We start from the raw sequence: 26,042 nt of genomic DNA, 5'->3' as shown, positions 1-26,042 counted from the left end.
CGAAAGCCGGGGTTTCAAACCGAGGCTAGATTTACGATGAAAGCCCTTAACCGCATCATCGAAGCCGCACGCATGTCGCCGATGCGCATCGTGCTCTGCGAAGCCGAAGACCCACGTGTGCTCACCGCCGCCGTTCGTGCGAGCCGGGAGGGCATCGCGCGCATCGCGCTGGTCGGCAACCCGCTCGCGGTCCGCGCGACAGCGGAGCGCGCGGCGCTGGCGCTCGACGACAACCTGGTGATCGTCGATCCGGCTGGATCGGAGTGGCGAGCCGCGTTTGCCGACGAACTGGTCGCACTTCGTCGCAGCAAAGGCATGACGAACGAGCTCGCGCAAAGCGAAGTGCTCAAGCCGCTCGTGTTCGCGGACTTGATGGTGCGGCTCGGCTATGCGGACGGCTCGGTTGCCGGCGCCGTCCACACCACCGCCGACGTCGTACGCTCGGCGATTCAGTTGATCGGTCTCGATCCGTCGTTCAAGCTCGTGTCGAGCTTCTTTCTGATGATGCTGTGCGAGCCGTTTCACCGCTATAAGGGCGGGCTGGTCTTCTCCGATTGCGCGCTCGTCGTCGATCCGGACGCGGCCCAGCTGGCCGAGATCGCAATGGCGGCCGCCGACAGCGCGCGCGCACTTTTGATGGAAGAACCGCGCGTTGCGATGCTCTCGTTCTCGACGAGCGGCAGCGCGCATCATGCGCACGTCGACAAGGTCATCGAGGCAACGCAGCGAGTGAAGGCGTTGCGGCCCGGTCTCGCCATCGATGGCGATGTCCAGCTCGACGCGGCGCTGGTCGCTGAGATTGCGGAACGCAAGATCGAGCATTCGCAGGTGGGCGGCCACGCCAACGTCCTGGTTTTCCCGAACCTGGACGCCGGGAATATCGGCTACAAGCTCGCTGAACGCATCGGAGGCGCGAAAGCGATCGGCCCTTTGCTGCAGGGGTTGCACTTCCCTGCCAACGATCTTTCGCGCGGCTGCAGCGCCGAGGACATCTACTATGTGATCGCCGCTACCGCGGTTCAAGCGCAAGCGGCACACGATCGCGCCGGGCATCACTCGAGCGCGCCGCACGCCGCTTAACTTCTTGACCAATGAGCTAAGGCAACGGCGCGTCAACTTCCGCTAACGGCGCGCCCCGATCCATTGGGCCAACCTCGCCACCTCTGTCATATCGAGTCGAGCCGCCGGATCGAGCGCCGCGCAATACCGGTAGAAAAGGCTCGGGTCGCGCCCAAGCCCTAGCCCGATGATTTCCACGTCGCGCAGCGTCTCGCGCCGCGCAAGCACATCCCGCAGGTGATTATCGAGGTACGCTGCGCCGTTCGTCTGCGCGGTAGCCGCATCCATGGGGCTGCCGTCGGATATCACCACGAGGATGCGCCGCGCGCACGCATGCGCGGCGAGCCGGGTGCAGGCCCACTCGACGGCCTCGCCGTCCACGCCTTCACGAAAGAGATCGGCTTTGAAGAAGGCAGCGATGTCAGCGCGCGCACGCCGCCAGGTATCTTCGGCTCGCTTGAACACCATATGGCAAACTTCGTTCAAACGCCCCGGGTGCGGTGGCCGCCCGCGCGCAAGCCAATCCAGCCGTGCGCGCCCACCATTCCAAGCGCCCGTGGTATAGCCGAGCACCTCCGTGGCCACGCCGGCCTGTTCACAGGCGCGCACGAGAATGTCAATGAGCATTGCAACCGGTTCGATATGCGCTTTCACGGACGCCGAACAATCCGTCAAGAAGCCCACCACGCAATCGCCGCGCGGCCTCGTCCGGTCCCGCGTAAACAGCCGCCGCTCACCAGGCGAACTGATGAGCTGCGCGAGACGTCTTCCGTCGATGCGCCCTTCTTCTTCGCCGAATGACCAGCCGTCCCGCTCGGGCACCGCAAGCGCTGCCTGCAGTACACGCGCGACGCGGGCGATATTGATCCGGGATGCGGCGATGCGCTCATCGAGCTTCTCGCGGTACTCGCGGAGTAACGCCGGGCGCACGAGCGTCCCCGCGCGAACCTCACGATCGTATTGCGTCGTGTAAGCGACATAACCGGGCGATGTGCCGGGGACGCCGCGGTGACCCATCGTCGCCCCGCCCGGCGCAACGTCGCCGGATTCCTCGGAATCGAACTCGAAATCGGCCCAGAGCGCAATCGACGTCAACGCTTCGTCTGCATCGCGGGCTTTGTCTTCCGAGTGCGAAGCCAATCCGTCGCGCGCCTCATCGAGCATCGACGACACCTGTTGCGCCAACTGGCATGCATGCGTTGCATAGGCGCGTTGATCGAATCGATGCCGGCGCAAACCGGCCAGGTGAGTGCCGATTGTCGGCACAATGGCAGCCCGTGTCGCCTCGATCAGATGTTCGGTGTCTTCGAGCACGGGCCAGCCGGTCACGCGCGACCACACGACTTGTATGACGGTATAAACGAGGATGCCGAGGTGATCGTCGGCGAGTCCGGCGCGGTTGTAGGCTCTCAGCCATCGTTCGAACCGGTCGCGCACGTTGCGCGCGAGGCCTGGCATGCCGGGCAACGATAGGGCTTCGCAACGCACCTGTTCGAATAGCTCGAACAACAAACGCGCAACGCGATGGGCCGGAGCCATCGATCGATGGATCGCCGCATCGGAATGGAGCAGCCTTACCGCGGCGCCATCGGCCGCACCGCGCAGTGCGGCCAGATTCTCCTCGTAGGCGTTGCCGCGCAGATGCGGCGCATAAAGCGGGAGCGGAAGCGACTGCCGGCATAGCCGGCCGCCGCGGTAGTGCAGCGCGGCCTCCCCCGTCAATGCGCGCACGGCCGCTGCGCAGAGCGTTTCGACGCGTAGTGCGGCGCATACCGCTTCGGGCGACGGGATCGTCGACATCATGAGCGCGGCGGCACGTCGCCGCCTGGCTCGGCGCCCATCTCCGAACCGCAAAGTTCGACGCCGAAGCAACGCTGGTAGTACTCGGCAACGATCGGCCGCTCGGATTCGTCGCACTTGTTCAAGAACGTCAGGCGAAACGCGAGCGCCGGATCTCGAAAGATCTGGCAGTTCTCGGCCCAATTGATGACGGTGCGCGGGGACATCAGCGTGGAGAGGTCGCCAGTGGCGAAACCCTTGCGCGTCAGCGCGGCCATGCCGACCATCGATTCAACGAGCGCACGGCCCGCTTCATCGGCCATTTCAGGGACGCGCGCGAGCACGATGCCCGCCTCTTCCTCGGGCGGTAAGTAATTGAGCGTCGCCACCACGTTCCAGCGATCCATCTGCGCGTGATTGAGCATTTGCGTGCCGTGGTAAAGGCCGTTGAGATTGCCGAGGCCCACGGTATTCGTCGTCGCGAACAATCGGAAATACCGATGGGGACGAATCACACGGTTCTGATCGAGCAACGTGAAATTCCCATCGCGTTCCAGGATACGCTGGATGACGAACATCACATCGGGCCGCCCCGCATCGTATTCGTCGAAGATCAGGGCAACGGGTCGCTGCAGAGCCCAGGGTACGATGCCTTCCTGGAATTCGGTCACTTGCCGGTCGTCGCGTACGACGATGGCATCCTTGCCGACGAGATCGAGCCGGCTGATGTGCCCGTCGAGATTCACGCGAACGCACGGCCAATTCAAGCGTGCGGCAACCTGCTCGATGTGCGTCGACTTGCCGGTGCCGTGCAGGCCCTGGACCATCACGCGCCGGTTGCGCGTAAAGCCCGCGAGGATCGCGAGCGTGACTTCCTCATTGAAGCGATACGCGGGATCGATGTCGGGCACGTGATCGTCACGTTCCGCGAACGCCGGCACCTTCAGGTTCGAGTCGATGCCGAAATGCTCACGCACGGACACCATGCGATCGGGCGTCTCCTTCATGAAATCCGTCGTCACACCGCTCTCCTCTCGACCCCAAGCATCATTGAATTCCATCGGATATACAGTGAGAATTTTATCGGCCTGCGATGGGACGCAGGTAGCACCAGTGAGCCCATTTCGACTGGTACAGCAACCAAGCGACCCGCATTCGAGGGATTTTTACCGTCGCTGTCCTTCACTCGTTTTGATCCAGATTCGACGAATTCCGTTTCAGTTCCTCCGATCCGCGGCGCTCGGGCTTGCGCCCGCACATGTCTTGCCCGACATTGCATCAGCAAGCAAACCGCGCCGGTGCTGCGCGGCTTCCGCTGGAACGAAAAGAGAGGCTGTTCATGGATCTGGAAGTCGACTATGTGATCGTCGGCGCAGGATCGGCCGGATGCGTATTGGCCAATCGTTTGAGTGCCGATCCGCGCAATGCGGTGCTTCTGCTCGAGGCGGGGGGCCCGGACACCAATCCCTGGATTCACGTGCCCGTGGGCTACTTCAAAACCATGCACGATCCCGAACTCGATTGGTGCTATCGGACTGAACCCGACGAAAACGTCGCCGGACGTCGAATCGATTGGCCCCGCGGCAAAGTGCTCGGCGGGTCGAGCTCGCTCAACGGTCTGCTTTATGTGCGCGGCCAACGCGAGGATTACGATCGATGGGCCGAACTCGGCAATCGCGGGTGGGGTTATGCCGACGTCCTGCCATACTTCAAGAAATCGGAAGACCAGGAGCGCGGTGCGGACGCCTATCACGGTGTTGGCGGGCCGCTCAAGGTGTCCGACCTGCGGTTGCGCCGCCCGATCGCCGATCGCTTCATCGCTGCCGCGCAGGAGATCGGCATTCCCTTCAATCCCGACTACAACGGCGCCCGCCAAGAAGGCGTCGGCTATTTTCAGCAGACGGCTCACAACGGCTTTCGCTGGAGCACCGCGAAGGGATTTTTGAAACCAGCTCGCGCACGCCCGAACTTGCAGGTCCATACGCGTGCGCAGGTATGCCGGATCCTTTTTAGAGGCGCGACGGCCATCGGCGTCGAATATCTGCATAACGGCGAGCGCAAGAGTGTGCACGTGCGAGCCGAGGTCATCGTTGCCGCCGGCGCGATCGGCTCGCCGCAGATTCTGCAGCTCTCGGGCATTGGCCCCGCGAAGCTCTTGCAACGCGTGGGAGTGCCGGTGCGGGTCGATTTGCCGGGCGTCGGACAAAATCTGCAGGACCATTTGCAAGTGAGGCTGGTGTTTCGCACGCGCGAACGTACGCTCAACGACGAGGTCAATCATCCACTGCGCAAGGCTTGGATCGCCATGCAATACGCGCTGTGGCGCACGGGCCCGCTCACGTTGGCCGCGAGCCAAGTTGTGATTTTCACGCGTTCGAGCCCCGGCGTGGATCGCCCCGACATCCAGTTCCATATGCAGCCGCTCAGTGCCGACAAGCCCGGCGAAGGCGCGCATCCATTCTCGGCGTTCACCTCATCGGTTTGTCAGTTGCGTCCCTTCAGCCGCGGCCACGTCGAGATCTGCGCGGCCGACCCGCTGCGGTATCCCCTTATCCATGCCAATTATTTGTCCGACCAACGCGATCATCCGATCGTGATCGGGGCGATCAAGGTTGCGCGCCGCATCGCGGCCGCACCTTCGCTCGCGCCACAGATCGTCTCGGAGTTCACGCCCGGCCCGGAGTATCAGAGCGATGCGGAACTGCTCGAGGCGGCCCGGCGATTCAGCCAGTCGATCTATCATCCGGCGGGGACCTGCAAGATGGGCCGCGATCCGCTGGCAGTCGTCGACGATCGGCTTCGCGTACACGGGGTCTCCCGGTTGCGCGTGGTCGACGCGTCGATCATGCCGGAGCTGGTGTCGGGCAATACGAATGCGCCGGTGATCATGATTGCCGAGAAAGCTTCGGACATGATCCTGGACGACCACAGACAACGAGCGGCATCCATAGTGGAGCCCGCGGAAACGCGAACCTGAACCGCTGGGGCTATCGACGCGGCCCGGATCACGCGAAACGGGCCCGCGCCACATCACCGCCGCCAACGGAGCGGCCGGCGCAGCGTATGCCGTTCCATCCGCACCCCAGGCATCGCATCGAGAAACGCAAGCGCACTACCCCGCGCACCGCCCTCGCGCCGCTCGCGCTCCTCGTCGGCCTCCACAGTGCGAGCGGTGTTGATGAAGAGGGCGGCGACGATACCGAGCGCGAGCAGGCCGGCCGATACCATGAACGGCACGTTATAGCTGCCGGTACGTTCGATCAGATAACCGAACGCGACTGGCGAGATCATCCCCGCCACGCCGAAGCCCGTATTCATCATGCCGCCTGCTGTACCCGCGTATTTCCCGGCGATGTCGAGCGGCAACGTCCACAAGACCGGGTTCGTGATCTCAAGGAAGAAGAACGATGCCGTCAGCAGCCATACCGCCTCGATCGGGCTCGACACGGAAGTCATCGGCAACAGGAATGCGAGTGAGCCGCCCATGCCGACGACGAGCACGGCACAGCGTGCCAAACGCAACCGTCCTGTGATCTTGAAGATTCGATCGGACACTACGCCGCCGAGCGTGTCGCCGATGACGCCGGCGAGCAACGGCAATGCCGTGAAAAGCGCGAGCTGCTTGAGGTCGAACCCACGCGAGTCCTTCAGATAAGACGGCAGCCAAGTCAGATAAACCCAAAGCAGCCAGCCGTAACAGAAGTCGACAAAGGTGACAAGCCACATCCGATGGATCAGCTTGCGCCAAGGGGTTGCCGTTTTTCTGGCGCGCTCGCAATCCCCCTTCCGATAGCCGATCTCGGCGGTTTCCTCAGGCGTGATGCGACGATTCTGCTCAGGGGAATTGGTAAATACCAACAGATAGAGCACCGTCCATGCAAGGCTTGCAATGCCGAGCAGAATGAAGGCATCGCGCCATCCCCCGGCCACAACGACGGCCAACACGAGCGGCGGCGTCACTGCGCCGCCAAGACGTGCGAAGCTATGGGTAATGCCCTGGGCGAAGCCGCGCTCGCCAACAGGCATCCAGTAGGTGAACGCGCGCGTAGCGGTGGGAAATGCGCCGCCCTCGCCGATACCCAGCGTAAAACGCAGCGCAACCAGCATCGCGACGCTGCCTGCGAAACCCGTTGCGAGTGTGGCCGCGCCCCAGATGAGAGAAAGGCAGGTCAACACGAGCTTCGGCCCGAACTTATCCGATAGCCAGCCGCCGATGATCTGCATCACTGCATACGGATACGCGAATGCGGAAAAAACGAGGCCGAGTTGAACGGTCGTCAGCCCCATCTCATGACGAATCAACGGGCCGGCGACCGCGATGTTCACTCGGTCGATATAAGAAATAAAATACATGAGACACATCACAGCCAAGATGATGTGACGCGTCTTCACGCGTTGTGCACGGTGTTGCATGCTGTTGTCTCCTACTGTCTCTTTCTGGATGATGGCGATGCCGATGACGGACCGCGCGATTGCGGCCAGACCGGCACGCCTCAATCGGGCGCCGGCGCCAGCAATTTGAGCCGCTGCACCTTGCCCGATGGACCGCGCGGCAACTCGCTCACGAAGCGGAATTCCTTGGGCGTCTTATATCGGCCCAGCTCACCGAGACAGTGCGCGCGCAGCTGGTCGGCATCGGGCGCATTCGCCCCGTCCGCTTCGCGCAGCACGACAAACGCGACGATCTCCTGCCCATAGGCGGGATCCGGGACGCCGACGGCCGCGGCGTCGAGTACACCCGGATGGCGCAGCAACGCCTCGTCGATTTCGCGCGGCGCGATGTTCTCGCCGCCCTTGATGATCAGCTCCTTCGAACGGCCGTTGATATAGAAGTAGCCGTCAGCATCGCGATAGCCGAGATCCCCTGTGCGCAGCCACCCATCAGCCGTGAACGCCTTGGCGGTTTCTTCCGGCCGCTTGTAGTAGCCGCGGGTCACCTGCTCGCCACGTAAGACGATTTCGCCGGGCTCGTTCGCTGCGCACTCGCGGCCTTCGCGATCGATTACCTTTGCCTCGGCGCCTGAAGGAAGGCCGACGCTTCCGATGCGTCGGCGAGCCGGTTCATAGGGATTGCTGAATATCGGCGCGGCCGTCTCCGTCATTCCCATCGTCTCGATGATGCCGATGCCAAAACGGTCCTCGAACGCGCGGTGATGGTCAGCCGGGAGTGCCGCCGATGCGCTGCGGCAGAACTTGAGCGCCGACAGGTCGAGGCCGCGCGGCTCGTCTCCGTTGAGCAGGTAGGCGACGATGGTCGGAACCACGTTGATCCATGTGCATCCCGAACGCGCCGCCTCCCGCCAGAACGTACGCGCGGAAAAGCGCGGCGTCAGCACGGCCGAGCCTGCGTGGTACAAAGGCGCGAGGATCGTCACGACCAGGCCGTTGATGTGATAAAGCGGCAGCGACGCGAGCACGCGATCGTCGGGGCCCAACCGATGCTCAGTGCTGATGTTGCGTGCGTTGGCCACCAGATTGTGGTGGCTCAGCAGCACGCCCTTCGGCGCGCCGGTGGTGCCGGAGGTATACATCAGCAGTGCGACGTCCGTCGGAACGGCAGCGTCGCGCCACATCGCTGAGTCATCGTCGCCTGCACCGACGGGCGTCGTCTCGGGCACCGCGGAACGCGCCACTTCCAAAGTCGGCAGAGCAGGCAAATCGACGGCATCGGGGGCCGTCTGGACGAGCGCGATGTCGCGTGTCATGCCCTGCGCGCGCAACTCGGCGCACACGGCGGTGATCGCGTCGGACGTTTCGCCGCAAAAAAAGATCATGCGCGTGTCGGAATGCTCGACGATATAGCGCAGTTGAGACGGCTGACACAACAGATTCAACGGATGTGCGATGAGCCCGCTGTACATCGCGCCAAGCAAAAGCGTCGCGGTTTGAACGCCGTTGCCCATGAACACCGTGACTACATCGCCGGGCCGCAAGCCAGCGACGCGAAACCGCGCCTCGAGCGTTTGACAGCGCTCGCGTAGCGCCGCGAAGGTCATGGCCGTATCGGCGGGTGCGCCACCTGCCCGCCCGTCGTCGCCTTCGTCCGGCGCAGCCAGCAAAAACGGTTTGTTCGGATATTGGATCGCACGTGCGTCGATCAACGCACGCACTGTCGTCGCCGCGCTCATCGACCGACCCTCCCGAAATAGTCGCCAAGCAACGCATCGACTTCCGGCATTTCCTCGGCTATCGGATACGCGACGCGCGTCACGTTCAGGTAATGATGGAAATCGAGGTTTCCAGAGAAATTGTTGCGGCCCCAGGTGCCGCAGCCCATCGACAAAGAGAACGGCAAGCCGTTATCGAAGTTGCCGCCCGTCGCGAGACAATGCGCCTGATTGACGATCACCCGCGCAACGGGGAGCCGCTCGCCCAATTCGACTGCGAGGTCCGTACGTGCGGTATGCAGCCCGACCGAATGGCCCGCCCCCATGTACGCGTAGATACGGCGAACCACGTCTGCAGCGTCGGCGAAGTGACGGGCGCGATAGACCGTCAGCACAGGGGACAGCTTTTCGCCCGAGAACGGGTAGTCGGCCCCGAAGCCGGTCTCTTCCACCATGAGGAATCGCGGGCCCTGCCCTGCGACTTCTTCGAGACCGGCCGCTTGCGCAATTTGCGCTGCCGATTTTGCGGTGCAGTGCTCGGACAGTTTGCCGCCGCTCCACATCACGGCTTGCAGTTGCGCCTTTTGGGCCGGATCAAGCAACGCGCCTCCGCAGCTGCGCAACTGAGACAGCATCTCGTCATACACGGCGTCCTCGATGACGACGCTATTTTCAGACGAACAGCTCGTCGCATTGTCGAACGTCTTGGATAACGCAATCTTTTGCGCAGCGTCGTGCAAATTCGCTGACCGTTCGACGATCGACGCGACGTTGCCGGCGCCCACGCCGAAGGCGGGCGTGCCGCTCGCATAGGCCATGCGCACGTTCGATTGCGAGCCGGTCGCGACGACGAGGTCGGCCTGCTGCATCAGCGCGCCCGTTGCAGCCTTGCTGATGGGTGCAGGCAAGCACTGCACGAGCGCCGGATCGAGTCCGGCCTTCGCGAACTCGGCGTGAATAAAGCTGATCAGCAACTCGCATGAGGAATGGCCCTTCGGCGAAGGGGCGACGATGACCGCATTGCCGCACTTGAGCGCGTTGATGATCTTGTTCGCGGGCGTGGCGGCAGGATTCGTGGACGGCGTCACCGCGGCGACGACGCCGACGGCGCGCGCGATCTCGATGATGCCCTTCGCGGGATCGCTGGCAATGACGCCACAGGTTTTCTGCCCCTTCAGATCGCGCAGCAGCCCAAGCGTCTTGCGCCAGTTCTTGCGGAACTTGTCGTCGACGTTGCCAAGACCCGTATCGCGCACTGACAATTCAGCAAGCTGGCGATTGCGAGCGGGCTCCATAATCGCCCATGCCGCGGCGGCCGCTGCCGTATCGAGCGCAACCTGGCCCGCGAACTCGAAGGCGCGCTGCGCCTCGCGTGCGCGCGCAACTAGCGCGGCGACGCGCTCCCCCACTGCCTCGTCCGCTGGCGCCTTAGCGGTTTCGGCTACTGTAGCCCTCACATTCATACTCGGCACTCCGACGGAATAAATTGGCGGTATTGCCAATCTATTCGTCGTCGCTCTGCTTCGAGTCCCGTTTCCCGAGTATTTGTCGACGGCGCTGAGCCTCACACCGAAAAGTGCAAATTTCGGGATTTCCCCGGGGTCCCGAAAACCGCGAATTGCGATACACAATGCAGCTAGCGGCGGCATCACGATGATGAAGAGGGGAGACGATGTCGACATCCAACCAATCGAACGCGGCAGCAGTGCGCGCGTTTCGCGTGCTCGAAACATTGGCGGCGGCAGGCGGCCCGCTCTCCATGACGGACCTCGTCGATACCCTCGGGTTGCCGAAGCAAACCGTGCATCGCATCCTCACTCAACTGACCGACGCGTGGCTCGTCACGCGCGGTGCCAGCGACAAGCGTTATGAATGCTCGCCGCGGGTGCGGATGCTCGCCGTCAACGTACTGATGCACGCGGGCCCGGCCGCGGCGCGCCACGTACTGCTCGAGCAGTTGGTCGCGAAAGTAGGAGAAACCTGCAACTTGACGATGTTGTCGGGGAACGACGTCGTGTATGTGGACCGCGTAGAGACGGAATGGCCGCTGCGCATGCATCTGCAGCCGGGATCGCACGTGCCTCTGCATTGCTCGGCCAGCGGCAAGCTATTGATCAGCTTCCTGCCGAAAGACCGGCGAGAGAGGATGATCGATACGCTCCCGCTGCGGGCCTATTCGGAACGAACCATCACCGACCGCGACACGCTTCGAAAAGAGCTGGCCGTGACACGGCGACGCCGGCTCGCGATCAACAACCAGGAGCACCTGCAGGGCCTCATTGCGATTGCCGTGCCGGTGATGCTCGACCGCCATCGGGCCTGCGCAGCCATCGCGGTGCAGGCACCGGTGGGACGAGTCACGTTGGACGATCTCCTCGCGTTCGAGCCGGATCTCCGGCGCACGGCCGATGAAACCGCCAAGACTTTCCTCACATGATCGAGGGCAGCCCACCGGCTGATCGGCATGTGAATGGGAAGCAAAGCGCAATCGATTAGACTATATTCCTGGAAACGGTCAAAATTTCCGCACGTCCTTTTAAGGACTGGCTTAACGCGCGCGTCCAACGCCGCTTCGTCCGGTGACTCCCCCGGGGATGGAAGACGTTGAGAAACGGTAAACAACTGCTTCGCTGGCTTGAAGACCAGCATTTCTATCGCGGCCTGACAGCGCCTCATGCCATCGTGGCTGCGGGCGTGATAACGGCTTTCTTCATGGTCGCCATCTGCGCTGTCTCGCTGTATCAGAGCCGACTGGACGCGATGGCGAGAGCCCGGGACACGTCGCGCAACCTTGCCATCATCGCCGAACGAGACATCGAGAGAAATTTCGAACTGTACGCCCTATCCCTCGATGCAGTTGTAGACGGTATCAACGATCCTGAAGTCATGCAGTCGTCACCACGGTTGCGCCGGGAAGTGCTGTTCGATCGCGCCGCGACGGCTACCTATCTTGGCTCGGTACTGGTGCTCGATGCCACAGGCGAGGTGATCATCGATTCGGGAAGCGACGTCCCACGCAAGGCCAATTTCGCGGACCGGATGTACTTCACGGTGCATCGCGACAACCCGAACGTTGGCGTGTACGTTAGCGACCCTTACTACTCCCGGCTGCGTGGCGGTTCGCCAAGCATCGCGCTGAGTCGTCGAATTTCCCGTCCCGATGGCTCGTTCGCCGGTGTGGTGATGGTCGCGATTCAACTGGACTACTTTCATCACCTCTTTGCGGGATTGTCGCTTGGTCCGCATGGATCGGTCGCGCTGATAGGGCGAAACGGCGCGATGATTATGCGACAGCCCTACGATGTGCACGTTATCGGGCGCAATATCCGAAATGCCAGCACTTTCCGGCATTTCGTCTCGGAACCGGAAGGTAGCTTTTCGGACATTTCGACGATCGATAGCGTGCAGCGGCTCTACTACTTCAAAAATTTCCCGCATCTGCCGCTCATCATCATGGTGGCCGACGCTCATGCGGACATCTATGCGGCTTGGCGTCGTCGTGCGATAACGATCGGGTCACTGATTGCCGCGTTTGCAGTCGCATTCATCGGTCTTTCCTTCGCGCTCGGTGCGCAGCTTCAACGCCGGATGCGTGCAGAGTCCGAATTAGCGATGCTTGCGAGGACGGACGGATTAACCGGCCTGAACAACCGCCGCACCCTTGGCGAAATACTCGAGCACGAATGGCGTCGGGCTCGTCGCACGCGGAGCGTGTTTTCGTTGCTGTTCGTCGATGTGGATCAGTTCAAGGCCTATAACGACACCTACGGACATCAAGCCGGCGATGATGCGCTAACCGCTATCGCGAAGTGCATCAGCGAGAATATCCGCCAACCGGCGGATAGCGCCGCCCGCTATGGCGGTGAAGAGTTCGTGATCGTATTGCCGGATACCACGCCCGAAGGAGCCGCGCCGATAGCGGAGAAAATCCGGACGGCGATTAGCGACCTGAGCATCGAACATACGGGTAGCGAATATGGTCGCGTCACAGCAAGCATCGGTGCGGCCGCATGGACGCCGGACGAAGACACAGACGTAACGGCAGTCATTCATGCAGCGGATCAAGCCCTCTACCGCGCGAAAGCGACGGGGCGGAACAAGGTCGCGCTATTCACTGCCCTCCCCGCATAACCGCGACGCGACCGTTACTAAAGCCGCATCCGGGACGCAGCAGCACTATGCCGTGTCCCGGTGCTCGTAGGACCGAGCCATCCACTTCCAGCCCCCAGGCGCCGGTCTGAGTTCCGCCACCGACAGCGGGGCAATTTCGATCCTCGACATCGCCTTTGGGCCCGCGCCAAGTGCATGCACAATCGCAGCGCGAATGATCGCGCTGTGGGTAATTGCAACAAGGTCGTCCGGGAGCGGAAGCTGGTCGAGCCAAGAGCCGACCCGACGCAAGACGTCCTCGTGCGATTCACCACCGTGCGGCGATGCGGATGGATCGGTTATCCAAGCATTGAGCGCCGCAGGCATCTCTCGGGCTAGCTCCGCAAGTGGCTTTCCGCGCCAGTCGCCATAGTCGACATCGCGTAACGCATAATCGATGCGAACTTCCGATGCTAAGGCAGCGGCTGTTTGCTGCGCGCAGCGCACTGGACTGGACAGCACTATCGACGTCTGCGGCCACTGGTTGCAAACGGCGGCGGTCCGAGCAAGTCCGTGCGCGTCTAACGGATCGTCGCCTGGGAATTGGCCGACGCGCATCGCGTGGGTAGCGGCGTGTGCGATGAGGTAAAGCGAACGGTGCACCTTCATGCCTCCATGTGGCTTTTCTGGCAAAAGCTGAAACAGCGCATACGATCAGTTTTCAACACTAGAGTAATCGCGCGTACAATCGCCCCGACACGATGTGCGGAAGCCGGTGCAAAACCGGCGCGGCCGCGCCACTGTAACCGGCGATCTCCGATCCCGGAAGCCAGACCCGCCATCGTCTCCCCACAACCATTTATCGGGCGCGATTCCCCGGAGGTGAAATCATGAGTGAAGCAGTCCTGAAGCCCGCCATAGTGCCGGCCCCGATTCCCGTGCGCGAGCTTCTGCCGTGGGTGGTGTTCGTCGGTCTGATCCTGCTACTGGCGATCTACTTTGTCGGCGCTGAAGAAGGCGCGACGTCGATCGTTCCCGGCATGTATGTTCACGAATTCGTGCATGACGGCCGGCACCTCCTCGGCTTCCCCTGCCACTGACGCGGAGATCACGATGGTCGGAAAGCTGCTCGTACGCGGGATGCTCGCAGGCATCGCCGCAGGCCTGCTCACGTTCGGTTTCGCCAAGCTGGTCGGCGAACCGCAAGTTGATCAAGCGATCTCCTTCGAAGAAAAACTGGACGCCGCCAAAGGCGAGGCGCCGGAACCTGAACTGGTGAGCCGCCACACGCAGGCCGGCCTCGGACTGCTGACGGGCGTCGTTACCTACGGTGCGGCATTCGGTGGGCTGTTCGCGCTGACGTTCGCCTATGCATACGGGCGAGTGGGCCGCCTGCCGGCTCGGCCGCTTGCCGCCTGGATCGCGCTGGCGGCATTCATCACCCTTGTGATCGTGCCGAACGTCAAGTATCCGGCCAACCCGCCATCGGTCGGCGACCCCGACACCATTGGCTATCGCACCGGCCTCTTCTTCCTGATGATCGCAATCTCGATCGCGACGATGGTGTTCTCAATCAACGTGCGCCGCGTTCTACTGGCGAAACTCGGCCAATGGAACGCATCAATCATTGCGGGACTCTTATTCGTCGCGATCATCGCCGCCGTGCAGCTAGGGCTGCCATCGATTAACGAGGTGCCTGCTGCCTTTCCGGCTGTGGTGCTGTGGAAGTTCCGCGCTGCCGCGATCGGCATGCAGGTGATCATGTGGGCGACGATCGGCCTGCTGTTTGGCGCGTGGGTCGAACACGGCGAACGCGCCGAGGTGAATGTCTGAACCACGTCTCTATCGGGCCACGAATGCGGCCCGATTGTCGATGAGGGTCCGGCGGCAGGCGCTTGCCGGACCTGTACTTTGCGAGCGCGCGCCTCGCGGCTAGTCGTCACGTCAGCGCCTTCCTGCTCTGACCGAAAATTATTTGCCAGATCGAATCACGCACCTATACTTCTATTCGCCTGACGATATCCGCGGTCCCAACCATTGAAGTTCGGCAAATGGAAGTGCGACGAATCAGCAAAATGGCGAAGCAAATGGCTTGAGCTTGAACGATTGCCACTTGGAATCCCCGAATATCCTTTTGTTTTGTTGTCTGGCGAAGCAAAGCAAGGGTTGTCGATACCAGTCATGGAAAAGACATTCAGGGCGGCTGTTGGCAGGTGGTGGAGCCCCGGTAAACAAAACGAAGGGGAGGCCTCCAGACACGCCGCCCCCGCGCACGCACAGACTCAGTGCCTGCGCGTGCCTGCCTGGGCGGCCGCCGCGGCGTGGGGAAGCTCGCTTCTAGCCATCCTCGTGCTCGTCGCCGTCAAGCTCGACCTCACTGCGCAGTTCTGCCTTTCGTTTTCCGTGCTTGGCGGGATGATCGTGCTGCGGCACACATCCAGCCTCGAGCGCAGCCGCCTCTTCTTCCTGCTGTGCTCGGGTTTCCTGACCTTCCGCTACCTGTACTGGCGCACCACGTCGACGCTCGGCTACAACGGCCTGCCCGACTTCATCTTCATGCTGCTGCTGTACGGCGCCGAGCTGTATGGCATCGTGGTGGCCCTGCTCGGCCTCTTCGTCAATAGCCGCCCGCTGCAGCGCACAGCCGCGCCGCTGATCCGTATGCCGGGCGCGCTGCCGCGCGTCGACGTCTTCATTCCGACTTACAACGAGCCGCCCGAGTTGCTCGAAGTCACGCTACGCGCGGCGCTCGATATGCGCTATCCGTGCGGGCTGCTGAACGTCTATTTGCTGGACGACGGCGGCACGCAGCAAAAGCTTACGCAGCCGGACGCGGCTAAAGCGGCGGAGGCGCGGGCGCGGGCCGACGCGATGCGGGCGATGGTCGAGCGCCACGGCGGCATTTACCTCGCGCGCGAGCGCAACGAGCACGCGAAGGCCGGCAACATCAATGCCGCGCTCACGCGCACCGACGGCGACCTGATCGCGATTTTCGACGCGGACCACGTGCCCACCGCCGACTTCCTGGAAAAGACCGTCGGCTATTTTCAGCGCGATGAGAAGCTGTATCTGGTGCAAACGCCGCACTTCTTCATCAATCCCGACCCGCTCGAAAAGAACCTCGGCATGTTCGGCAAGATGCCGCCCGAGAACGAAATGTTCTATTCGGTCGTACAGCGCGGGCTCGACTTCTGGAACGCGTCGTTTTTCTGCGGGTCGGCGGCAGTGCTCAGACGCCGGTGCCTCGAGGAGATCGGCGGGATCTCGGGCACGTCGATCACTGAAGATGCGGAGACGGCACTCACGTTGCATGCGCTCGGCTACCACAGTGCTTACGTGAGCGAGGCGCTGGTCTCCGGCCTGCAGCCCGAGACGTTTGCGAGCTTCATTGTGCAGCGCGTGCGCTGGGCGCAGGGAATGATCCAGCTTTTCCTGTTGCGCAATCCGCTGCGGCTGGCGGGACTCTCGCTCCCACAGCGGTTATGCTACTTCTCGAACGCGTTTTTCTGGTTCTTCTGTTACGCGCGTCTCGTGTTCGTCTTTGCGCCCATCATGTACCTGGTGTTCGGGCTGCAGTTCTATAACGCAACGATTCCGCAATTTTTCGCGTACGGCCTGCCGCAGATGATCGCGGCAATCCTCACGTCCGACTTCCTGTTCGGCCGCTACCGCTGGACACTGATCTCCGAAGTGTATGAGCTGCTGCAGTCGATATTCTCGCTGCGCGCGATTGTCTCCGTGATGCGGCATCCCCGCGCGCCCGGCTTCAACGTGACGCCCAAAGGCGAGCGGATCGACGAAGACACCATTTCAGCGCTGGCCGGGCCGTTCTATATCGTCTACGCGTTCGTGCTGATTGGCACCGCCTTCGGCATCTGGAAGCTGCTGCACGGCGCGCCTCACCGCGACGTAATCATCGCCGCGCTCGGCTGGAGCGGCCTGAACCTGATCCTGCTGAATGCGTGCCTCGGCGTGCTGTACGAGCGCAAGCAACGGCGAGCCGTGCCCCGCGTGCCGGCCAGTCTCGACGCGATGCTGCATGTGCCGCCCGCGTCCGCTGATAAAGCCTGCGAGACCGAGGCCGCATCGCCCCTCGCCTGCCGCGTGGTCGATCTGTCGGCGGGCGGCCTCAAGCTGGTCATCCCCGCAGCCGAAGAAACGCGCGTGCCGCGCAACGGCACCGCGACGCTGGAATTATTCAACCCGGCGGTCGGCCGCGTGAGCCGCATCTCGCTCGTGGTGCGCAACACATTCGCCGCCACGGATGGCGCACTCACGGTCGGCGCGCAGTTCGCGGACACCAGCGTGGCCGGGATGTCGGAGCAGGTCGCCCTCGTGTTCGGCGACAGCGGCCGCTGGCGCGCGTTCCGGGAAAGCCGCAACCGCCGCGTCGGCATCCTCCGCAGCCTCGGCATCATCGTGAGCCTCGGCACGGTGCACGCATTTGGCCACTACCGCGTTTTCTTTGGCGGCATGCTCCGGTACGCCGCGCTGGCGTCGCGCCTCGCATTCGGCCTCACCCGTTCCCTCCGCTTCATCAGACAGGCAGACTCATGAGTGTTTCGCTGATTTCCCGCGCCGCGTTCCGCACGATGTGCTGCACGCTCGCGCTGCTATCGGCCGGCGCGGCGCTAGCCGCCGAACGTGCCGAGCGCATCGCGGCCGCACCCGCGCAGGCCCGCCCCGCCGCCGCGACGCCGGAAGCGAAACCCCCAACCAACACACCCACTGCAGCGGCCATCAACGTTTCGCTAGCGACACTCGGCAATCTGTCCGGCCCGTTGCGGCTCGCGGGCACAGCAGCGTCGGGTTCGATCAGCGTGCCGCTGTCGGCCCGAGAAACGCTGCGGGAAGCCGCGCTGCACCTCGTCGTGTCCAATTCGGTGTCGCTACTCACCGACCGCTCGCAACTCGCTGTGCGCGTGAACGACAGGACCATTGCGCAGCTGCAGCTGTCGTCGCGGCAGCCGGAGACGACTGCCGACATCCGCATCCCGACCGAGTTGCTGCGCGCCGGCTACAACGCGCTGACCTTCGCAGTCGCCCAGCATTCGACCGAAAACTGCGAGGACCCGGATGCGCCCGAGCTTTGGACCGAGATCGACACGACCGCGTCGACCCTGCGGATGCAGGCGGAATTGAGGCCGCTCGCGCCGAAGCTGGCCGACCTCGGCGACCTGATCGATCCGCGGCAGGCGTCGCCGCGTTCAATCGCAATCGTCACGGCCACGAAGCCCCAAAGTGATCTTCAGCTCGCCACCGGCGGCCTGCTCGCGCAGGGCGTCGCACTCCGGCTGCGCTATCTGGCCGGCGCACCGCGCGTGTTCGAGGCGAAGCCCGGCACGGGCGGCGGCGTTGTGCCGGGGCTCGCGCTCGCGCCGCTCGCTGGCTCCGATCTGCTGCTGGTCGGCACACGCGACGCGTTGCGCGGCTATCTCGACGCGCAGACCACGGCGCATATCGATGGCGCCTTTCTCGGCATCTATCCGCGGCCGGACGATCCGCGCCGGTTCATGCTGATCGCAAGCGGTCGGAACGACGAAGAGGTCAACCGTGCCGCGCGCGCGTTTGCGCACCCCGGACTGCCACTGCCCCAGCGTAGCGAGCTCACCATCGAGTCGCTCGACGAAGCCGCATTGCCGCCGTGGTCGGCCGGGCGGGTCGTGTCAGGAACGCAGCCGCACACATTACGCGAGCTCGGCTTCAGGAGCCGCACGCTGCGCCGGAGCGAGCGCGCAGACATCGACGTCGTGTTGCCGGCCGACATCTACGCGCCCGAAGATGCGCAGGTGGTGCTCGACTTCAACTTCACCGAAGGCGCGAAGATGCGCGAAGACTCGGTGCTCAACCTCTTTCTGAATGGGCGTTTCGAACAGGTGATCGCCCTCGACCAGCCGCGCGGCGCCGTGATGCGGCACTACCGCGTGGCCATCCCGCTGCGAAGCTTCCGCTCGGGGCCGAACACGCTGTCGCTGCGGCCCGACTTGGTGCCGCTCATCACCGACCGGTGCGCACTGCGACAGACGGACAACCTCGCGTTGACGGTGTTCGACGACTCGACGCTGACGCTGCCGCCCGCGTCGCACTTCACGACGCTGCCCGACCTCAAGCGCTTCGCCGACAGCGGCTTTCCGTACACCGCCCGTGCGGACGGCTCAGAGCTCGCCGTGCAGATCGCTTCGCACGACGACAGTAGCATCGCCGCCGCGTGGGCGCTCGTCGGCAAGCTCGCACAACGGCAAATGACGCCGCTCACCGCAGCACAAATCACCTTCGGCGAGCCGCTGCCCGGACGGAATACCGTCCTCGTCGGCGCGGCTGGTGCGTTGCCTGCGGCCCAACTCGCGAATGCACCGTGGTCGCCGGGGCGCAGCGTGCGCATTGCGGCCGCGGCCCCAGCCACCACCGACATGCCGCTCAACGAGCGTGCGGGCAACTGGCTCTCGCGCCACTGGGGAGGCTTCGTCAACGCGTCCGCGCAGACCGCAGCGCCGGCCGACGTAACGTTGCACGGTACGACGCCGCTGTCGCAGCAACTGCTCGTCATGCAGTATCGCGTCAAGCCTGGCGCCGCCCTCACCGTGCTGACGGCCGCGAGTGCGGCCGAGCTGCTGCAGGGCGTGACGCGGCTCGTCGAGCCCGGCTACTGGAACAATCTGGACGGCGACATCGCGCTGCTGACGTTCGACCAGCCCAGCCTGTGGACCGCGCAGATTGGCAGTACCTACGAAACGGGCACGCTCGGCGCGTGGGACTGGCTCGGCTTCACGCTGTCGCGCCACCCATGGCTCGGCTATGCCGCGCTCGTGCTGCTGGTTGCCGTGTTCGCCGCCTCGACGGCGCTGTTGCTGCAACGCCATCACCGGAACCGTCACCGTGATGCGGGGCAATAGGCGCAAATCGCGTGTTGCTCGTCGCACGGGGCAGTACGCAGTCTGGGGATGCGTGGCGCTATCGCAGTGGGCCTGGGGCGCACAGGACAATCTGATCGGCCTCGAGCGACATGATGCGGCGCCCGCGGGCGCCAGCGCGAGCAGCACGGCAACGACCCAGGCGACACGGCAGCCGCAGCGCAGCCTGGAACGCGCCGCCAACGCGGCCGCGCCGGCGAGCATCGTGCAGACGGAGCAGCGGAACTTGCTGCCGGCTCCGGCATCCGCGCCCGCGTCTGCTACGCGCGCGACCGCCGGCAACGAGGCTGCGTCCGCGGTAACCGCCGGCGGTACCAACGCTCCTGCCGCGCCGAGCGCCGACGAGCGTCCGCTCTGGCGACTGCTGCACGAGAAGCGGCTGGCCGAATTCGACCGCAGAGCGGCAGCGCTCGCGCGGGATGTCCCGTCGTGGAAACCGTCGCGCTCGCTCGTCGGAGAGCGCGCGCGACTGCAGCAGGAAGCCGATATCGCGGCGGCGCTGAACGGCGGCGAACCGGGTGCGCTGCGTTTGATGATCGCGCGGGCACCGGATGAGTTCGGTTGCGCGCATATCGACCGGGTCTGGAAGGCAGCTGACCTGTTCGCGCGTACCGGTCACGCCGACGAGATCGCCCCGCTGTACCGTACGGTTATTCCGAACTGCAAGCCGGACGCCAACCGGATCGCGACGCTGTACCGCGCCGAGCAGACGCTGCCGGCCGCGCAGGCGGACGCGCTGATCGAACTCGAAGCGGCGCAGGGCCAGCGCGACGGCGATAACGAAGCGGCCTTCCGGCGCCTGCGCTATCAGCGCGCGGTCGCGAAGCTCGGCGCCGAAGCGCCGGACAGCGCCGGCGCGGCACAGCAACTAGCGGCGCTGGCACCGTCCATTCGCGCGTATCGCGATGGACCCGCTGCGACGCTGGCCGGCTGGATCGCGCTTGCACAGCATCGTGTTGCTGAAGCGGATGACTGGTTTACGACAGCCCTCGTGTACACGCCCGACGATGTCGACGCGACGCTCGGGCTCGCGCAAACGCGTATCGAAGCGCGCGCTTACGACTCAGCACAGGCGTTGCTCGAGCAGCCGGCACTGCGCGCCGAACCGCGCGCACACAGGGCGCGTGCGCAACTCGCGCTTGCACAAGCGAATGCCGCGTATGAGCAGCACCACTACCGCGAGAGCCTGCAGTGGCTCGATCGGGCAACGAGCGAAGGACTGCCCGCTGCGCAGAGCGCCGCGCTGCGTGGCTGGGCTCTCTATGCGATGGGCAAGTATGCGCAGGCCGCCGCGGCGTTCCGCACGAGGTACGAGCAGGATCACGACGACGATATGGCCGAAGGGCTCGCGCTTGCCTTGCACGCAATGAAAGAACGCAAGGTGCCGCGTGATTGGGACGACGCGCCTGCCGGCTCAGCCAACATGGGTCCGGCGGCGAAAGCGGACGGCGAGGGTCGCGTCGCTGCGTACCTCGATGCGCTCGATGCACAGCAGCTCTATTACCGCAAGCAGTTTGTGGCGTCGCAGACCGGGTTGCGTGACGCGCTCGCCGGCCCTGTGGAAGCGCAACGGATCACGCGCTATTTGCCAGCCGACTTGACCGGTATCGATGCGGCATCCGTTGCCGGTGGCATGACGTGGGGCGATCACGTCGGCGCATCGGGGCAGGGGCGGCTCGATACGATCGCGTCCGAGCTGCGCGGCGAGTGGATTCACAACGCCACAGAGTATGAGCTACGGTATAGGCAGCTTTTTTTGAGCGCGGGGACGACTTCACTCGATCAGACGGTGCCGGGTTCGCTACAACAACTCGATGCACTGGTGCTGGATGACAAACGAACCGCGCTCAACGACGCCGTGCGCGGTTGGATGCTCGGCGGCTCCGCGCGCGCAGAAGAATTGCAGGCGATGGTGTCGGACTCCATACGCATTGGCACATTGCCACGGTTCAAGCTGAATCTGTCGCTGGGCGCGACGCAGGGAGCACCATCGGGTTTTCAGCCGAATACGTTCGGAAGCATCAGCCAGCAAACGACCTGGGGCATGTGGTCGATGTATGGAGGCCTCACGCCCGTTCGCGACTCGCTGCTTTCATGGCGCGGGATGACCCTTCCTGCCGAGGTCGGCGGCGACAAATGGGGCGCCGTGCGCCGCGCCGCAGCGGGCGCGCAGGCCCGCTGGCAAGTAGCGCCGCGCTGGAACATCAGTGCGTCGACTGAAGCCCAGTGGCTGACGGGCATGAACGTCGTCGGCAACGAAGGCATCTCCGCGGATCTATCGGGCAGCTACGACTTTCAGTTGCCGGGCTTCGATTACTTCAGCGCCGGCCCCGCAGCGCACTATCTCTCGTACAGGCGCAACGAAAATTTCTATAGCTGGGGCCAAGGGGGGTATTACAGCCCGCAGTCATCGGTCAGCACCGGCCTCGCGTTGCAATGGCTGTCGAATGAAGGACGCCGATGGCAGTATCAGGGCAATCTCGAGGCGGGCTGGAACAACACGCTTCAGCACGCCCAGCTGTGTTTTCCGCTGGGGCTGAACGCCGGCCTCAGCAATGCGATCCTCAGTTTGCCCGGGTCGAACCAGTCCATCGTTACGGACGCGAGCAACTTCACCTGCCCCGGCGGCCATGATCACGGCATCTACACGCACGCTCAACTCTCGGCCGTAGTAAAACTCTCGCCGCGATGGCAGGCCGGCGCGCTCGCGGACGTGAACATCACGCCGGGCCGGGATAAGCAGTTTGCCGCGCTCGCGTTCGTGCGCTACTTCTTCGCATCGCGCGCCGCCGTCTTCAGCCGCGACCTCCCGCGCAACACGCGCGATTTCTACCTGCAACTCGACGACACCCGATAACTGCGCCGCGTCGCTGCATATCTGCATGGACGAAGCGGACCGGGATGATTCGTCGATGATCGCTCACGGCCCCAAGCATTGACTCGCATTATGCGCTTGGCATGGGCGTTGCTTCATTGCCGCTGTTGCCGCAAGTTACAACGCGGATCCCGTGCAAAGGAGGAGCGATGCAGCCGATCGGAAAGACAAGATGGGCAATTGCCGAGGGCTATTTGCCGCCCTATGGCACAGGAGATAGTCGAGAGCTCGAGAGCCACGAGGCGGCCTGCATCCTGAACGCGGGTGAGCTCGACGCACAAGTCGAGGTCACGATTTTCTTCAAGGATCGCGATCCGGCGGGCCCGTACCGGCTCACCGTGCCCGCAAGACGCACGCTCCATATGCGTTTCAACGACTTGAGCGATCCAGAACGAATCCCAACCGGAACGGAGTACTCCGCCGTGCTCGAGTCGAATGTGCCCGTCATCGTGCAGCACACACGGCTCGATTCCCGGCAAGCGGAGCTCGCGCTTCTTTCCACGATCGCCTTTGGGACCGATTGACGCTTCGCAGCTTTGGCGACGCGGGGAACGATTCATGCACTGACTTTCGATCATCCCAGCTTCCGATTGGCAGGCTCGAGTGAATTCGAACGTCGGTAAACGCAGCCCGTCACCGCGCCGCAACAACAAGTCCGCGAGCGGCCGGGTCGCTCACAGCTGGGCTGCCGATACTGGGCCGGGTTTGGCAACAGCCGGCGCCGACAACGATCCGGGCGGAATCGTGACGTATTCGCTCGCGGGCACGCAGTTCGGCTACGACATGCTCTGGGTATGCGTTCTGTCATACCCATCGATGGTCGCGCTGCAACTCATTGCATCGCGTGTGGCTGCGATTACCGGCAAAGGGCTGACGACGAACATGCGCGAGCACTACGCTCCGCTCTGGTTTTACGTTGCCGTCGCGCGTTTTCTGGTCGCCAATACCGTCAATATTGCAGCCGATATGGTGGCGATGGGGTTCGCCGCTCGCTTGCTGTGGAACGGATCCGTGCCGTTGTTCACGTTGTTGCTCGGCGCCGGCTCCATCGCGCTTCAGTGGAAAGTTCCGTACGCCCGCTACGCTAACGTAGTCAAATGGCTGACATTGGGGATGTTCAGCTATGTGGGCGTCCTGTTTACGCTGCATGTGCCGTGGAGCGCGGTCGCGTGGCATGCGCTGATTCCTCGCGTGAGCTTCACTGAGGAGTACTTCTCGATTTTGCTTGCCGTGCTCGGCACGACGATCAGTCCATATCTGCTCTTTGCGCAAGCTGAGCAGGAAATCGAAGAACTCGCGGATCGAAGACCGAAGGACAATTCGAGCGGCGATGAAGATAGGACCGAGCGCCATCTTCGCCGCGTTCGTGCGCAAACGTTCGTACGAACCGCACTATCGAATGCCGTCGGCTTTTTCATCATGCTTGCGGCGTCGGCGACACTCCATGTCGCGGGGAGCCGGCTCGATACCGCCGACGATGTCGCCCGCGTGCTCGAGCCGCTGCTGCATGGATCGGCACCCCAGGTCCTCGGCCTCGCTCTGATTGGGACCGCGTTGCTGGCTTTGCCGCCGCTCACTGGCTCCGCTGCCAATGCGGCGGCGAGCATGTTCCGTTGGCAGCGCGGGCAAGAAAGGGACAGGCGTATCGCCTTCACGCAGGCAGGATTGACAACGCTTTGCGCATTGTCCGGGGTATCGCTCGCTTTGCTGCAATTGAATTTCGTGAAGCTGCTCTATTGGAGCGCCTTGCTCAACGGTCTGACCGTTGCCCCGGTTCTGATTCTGCTTTTGCTGCTGAGCACAAAACGCGCGGCGATCGGCGACCTGAGCATGCACTGGTTGCTGCGCGCGCTATCCTGGTTAGCAACGCTGGTGACGAGCGGCGCGCTGACCGCGCACTTCGTGCTCGAGGTGATCTGAATCGGCATGATCTGAATTGGCATCGTTATAGAGATTAGTGGGTTCGCCGACTATGGGAAGCGCGCTTTCCGCAGATGATCGGGGAGCTTCATCCATCGGTCTCGAAAGAGTGTAACTTTGGGAGCAAACCATGCGTGTCGGCGTGCCTAAAGAAATCAAGAATCATGAATACCGTGTTGGGCTTACGCCCGCGAGCGTAAGAGAGCTGACTTCCCGTGGACACGATGTGCTCGTGCAGGCCGGCGCTGGCGAAGCGATCGGGCTCAGCGACGAGCAATACCGCTGCGTGGGCGCACACCTCGTCGCCCAAGCCGAGGAAGTCTTCGCGCGGGCAGACATGATCGTCAAAGTCAAAGAGCCACAGCCTGACGAATGCCGCATGCTGCGCCCCGAGCAGATCCTTTACACCTATCTCCACCTCGCGCCGGACCCAGCGCAGACGAAGGCCCTGGTCGATTCGCGTGCCGTGTGCATCGCCTATGAGACCATCACGGGTCCCAGCGGTGGCTTGCCCCTACTCGCGCCAATGAGCGAGGTTGCTGGACGCATGGCCGTGCAGGCCGGCGCGCACTATCTCGAGATCGCGCACGGTGGGCGCGGCGTACTGTTGGGCGGCGTGCCGGGCGTCTCGCCAGGGCATGTCGTCGTCATCGGCGCCGGCGTGGTCGGCACTAACGCGTTGCAGATGGCCATCGGCCTCGGGGCGCGCGTGACTGTGCTGGATAAGAGCGTCGATCGCCTGCGCCAATTGGATCTGGTATTCGGCAATCGCATCAATACCGCTTATTCCAACGCGCACAGCATCGAAGAAGCCGTGCTCGACGCGGACGTTGTCATCGGCGGCGTGCTCGTCCCCGGCGCCGCCGCTCCTAAGCTCGTCACGCGGGAGCATGTGGCGCACATGAAGAAAGGTGCAGTCATGGTCGACGTGGCGATCGATCAAGGCGGCTGCTTCGAGACTTCACACCCCACCACGCACGCGCAGCCGGTGTATGTCGTCGACGGTATCGTGCACTACTGCGTGGCGAACATGCCCGGCGCCGTAGCGCGTACTTCGACTTTCGCATTGAACAACGCAACGATCGGGCACGCGATCGCCCTCGCGGAAAAGGGTTGGAAGCATGCGATGCGGGACGACATACACCTTCGCCGAGGGCTTAATGTCTGCCAAGGTAATGTGACGCACGAAGCCGTGGCGCGCGACTTGGGATACCCGCATGTCGCGGCGGAAACTCTGCTGGCAGATAAGTAGCTCGGTCTTTCCGCCGGACTGCCCTTTACGCCAGCGGAAAATCGGCTCAC

General features: G+C 63.4%; 18 protein-coding genes and 1 riboswitch. Of the genes, 12 read left to right on the top strand and 6 right to left on the bottom strand.

All coding sequences use genetic code 11. The features are described 5' to 3' along the window. Nucleotides 1-36 precede the first annotated feature (36 nt). Entirely contained in the window at nt 37-1,080 is a 1,044-nt protein-coding gene (pta, locus tag AB4Y31_RS27310) for a phosphate acetyltransferase (protein ID WP_368676744.1), read from the top strand. 42 nt (nt 1,081-1,122) lie between these two features. Here pta and AB4Y31_RS27305 read toward each other — a convergent pair whose 3' ends face one another. Continuing rightward, nucleotides 1,123-2,862 (bottom strand): cobalt chelatase, encoded by a 1,740-nt coding sequence (locus AB4Y31_RS27305; RefSeq protein ID WP_368676743.1) that lies wholly within the window; start codon nt 2,860-2,862, stop codon nt 1,123-1,125. After that, a complete protein-coding gene (locus tag AB4Y31_RS27300; RefSeq protein ID WP_368676817.1) occupies nt 2,859-3,845 on the bottom strand; it encodes an AAA family ATPase in 987 nt (328 codons plus the stop codon). The genes AB4Y31_RS27305 and AB4Y31_RS27300 overlap by 4 nt, the downstream gene beginning before the upstream one ends. 332 nt (nt 3,846-4,177) lie before the next feature. Between AB4Y31_RS27300 and AB4Y31_RS27295 the strand changes: the two genes are divergently transcribed. Beyond that, nucleotides 4,178-5,815 carry a GMC family oxidoreductase gene (locus AB4Y31_RS27295; protein ID WP_368676742.1) on the top strand — a complete coding sequence of 546 codons (1,638 nt, stop codon included), beginning with the start codon at nt 4,178-4,180 and terminating at the stop codon, nt 5,813-5,815. Nucleotides 5,816-5,868: 53 nt separating this feature from the next. On the opposite strand, the gene AB4Y31_RS27290 is transcribed toward AB4Y31_RS27295, so the two are convergent. From AB4Y31_RS27290 to AB4Y31_RS27280, 3 genes are all read right to left on the bottom strand, one after another. Continuing rightward, nucleotides 5,869-7,251, bottom strand: coding sequence for an MFS transporter (locus AB4Y31_RS27290; RefSeq protein WP_368676741.1), 1,383 nt, complete (start codon nt 7,249-7,251; stop codon nt 5,869-5,871). Between the two features lie 80 nt (nt 7,252-7,331). Continuing rightward, complete coding sequence (locus tag AB4Y31_RS27285; protein WP_368676740.1) at nt 7,332-8,966, bottom strand: AMP-binding protein; 1,635 nt, start codon at nt 8,964-8,966, stop codon at nt 7,332-7,334. Next, entirely contained in the window at nt 8,963-10,408 is a 1,446-nt protein-coding gene (locus tag AB4Y31_RS27280; RefSeq protein WP_368676739.1) for an aldehyde dehydrogenase family protein, read from the bottom strand. Before AB4Y31_RS27280 ends, AB4Y31_RS27285 begins: the two co-directional genes overlap by 4 nt. A 209-nt stretch (nt 10,409-10,617) precedes the next feature. Between AB4Y31_RS27280 and AB4Y31_RS27275 the strand changes: the two genes are divergently transcribed. After that, nucleotides 10,618-11,382, top strand: coding sequence for an IclR family transcriptional regulator (locus AB4Y31_RS27275; protein ID WP_368676738.1), 765 nt, complete (start codon nt 10,618-10,620; stop codon nt 11,380-11,382). A gap of 167 nt (nt 11,383-11,549) precedes the next feature. After that, entirely contained in the window at nt 11,550-13,076 is a 1,527-nt protein-coding gene (locus AB4Y31_RS27270) for a diguanylate cyclase (protein WP_368676737.1), read from the top strand. A gap of 45 nt (nt 13,077-13,121) precedes the next feature. Here the strand turns inward: AB4Y31_RS27270 and AB4Y31_RS27265 are convergent, their stop codons facing one another. After that, entirely contained in the window at nt 13,122-13,703 is a 582-nt protein-coding gene (locus AB4Y31_RS27265; protein ID WP_368676736.1) for a histidine phosphatase family protein, read from the bottom strand. A 50-nt stretch (nt 13,704-13,753) separates the two neighbouring features. Next, nucleotides 13,754-13,892: riboswitch (cobalamin riboswitch) on the top strand. A gap of 32 nt (nt 13,893-13,924) precedes the next feature. Between AB4Y31_RS27265 and AB4Y31_RS27260 the strand changes: the two genes are divergently transcribed. From AB4Y31_RS27260 to ald, 8 genes are all read left to right on the top strand, one after another. Further along, on the top strand, nt 13,925-14,134 hold the full coding sequence (locus AB4Y31_RS27260; protein WP_368676735.1) for a CbtB-domain containing protein: 210 nt from the start codon (nt 13,925-13,927) through the stop codon (nt 14,132-14,134). Between the two features lie 13 nt (nt 14,135-14,147). After that, nucleotides 14,148-14,867 (top strand): CbtA family protein, encoded by a 720-nt coding sequence (locus AB4Y31_RS27255; protein ID WP_368676816.1) that lies wholly within the window; start codon nt 14,148-14,150, stop codon nt 14,865-14,867. A 204-nt stretch (nt 14,868-15,071) separates the two neighbouring features. Continuing rightward, nucleotides 15,072-17,591 (top strand): UDP-forming cellulose synthase catalytic subunit, encoded by a 2,520-nt coding sequence (gene bcsA / locus AB4Y31_RS27250; RefSeq protein ID WP_368676734.1) that lies wholly within the window; start codon nt 15,072-15,074, stop codon nt 17,589-17,591. Beyond that, nucleotides 17,588-19,927, top strand: coding sequence for a cellulose biosynthesis cyclic di-GMP-binding regulatory protein BcsB (locus tag AB4Y31_RS27245; RefSeq protein ID WP_368676733.1), 2,340 nt, complete (start codon nt 17,588-17,590; stop codon nt 19,925-19,927). The genes bcsA and AB4Y31_RS27245 overlap by 4 nt, the downstream gene beginning before the upstream one ends. Further along, a complete protein-coding gene (locus tag AB4Y31_RS27240) occupies nt 19,914-22,802 on the top strand; it encodes a cellulose synthase subunit BcsC-related outer membrane protein (RefSeq protein WP_368676815.1) in 2,889 nt (962 codons plus the stop codon). The genes AB4Y31_RS27245 and AB4Y31_RS27240 overlap by 14 nt, the downstream gene beginning before the upstream one ends. Before the next feature lie 167 nt (nt 22,803-22,969). After that, on the top strand, nt 22,970-23,344 hold the full coding sequence (locus tag AB4Y31_RS27235; protein ID WP_368676732.1) for a sensory rhodopsin transducer: 375 nt from the start codon (nt 22,970-22,972) through the stop codon (nt 23,342-23,344). Nucleotides 23,345-23,423: 79 nt separating this feature from the next. After that, nucleotides 23,424-24,740 carry an NRAMP family divalent metal transporter gene (locus tag AB4Y31_RS27230; protein ID WP_368676731.1) on the top strand — a complete coding sequence of 439 codons (1,317 nt, stop codon included), beginning with the start codon at nt 23,424-23,426 and terminating at the stop codon, nt 24,738-24,740. Between the two features lie 130 nt (nt 24,741-24,870). Continuing rightward, nucleotides 24,871-25,992, top strand: coding sequence for an alanine dehydrogenase (ald, locus tag AB4Y31_RS27225; protein ID WP_368676730.1), 1,122 nt, complete (start codon nt 24,871-24,873; stop codon nt 25,990-25,992). The last annotated feature ends 50 nt before the right edge of the window (nt 25,993-26,042 follow it).

This window comes from Trinickia sp. EG282A (genome assembly GCF_040965455.1).
GTDB classification, from domain to species: domain Bacteria; phylum Pseudomonadota; class Gammaproteobacteria; order Burkholderiales; family Burkholderiaceae; genus Trinickia; species Trinickia symbiotica.
Note: the sequence above shows the minus strand (reverse complement) of the source record. Positions and strands in the feature narration are given on the sequence as shown.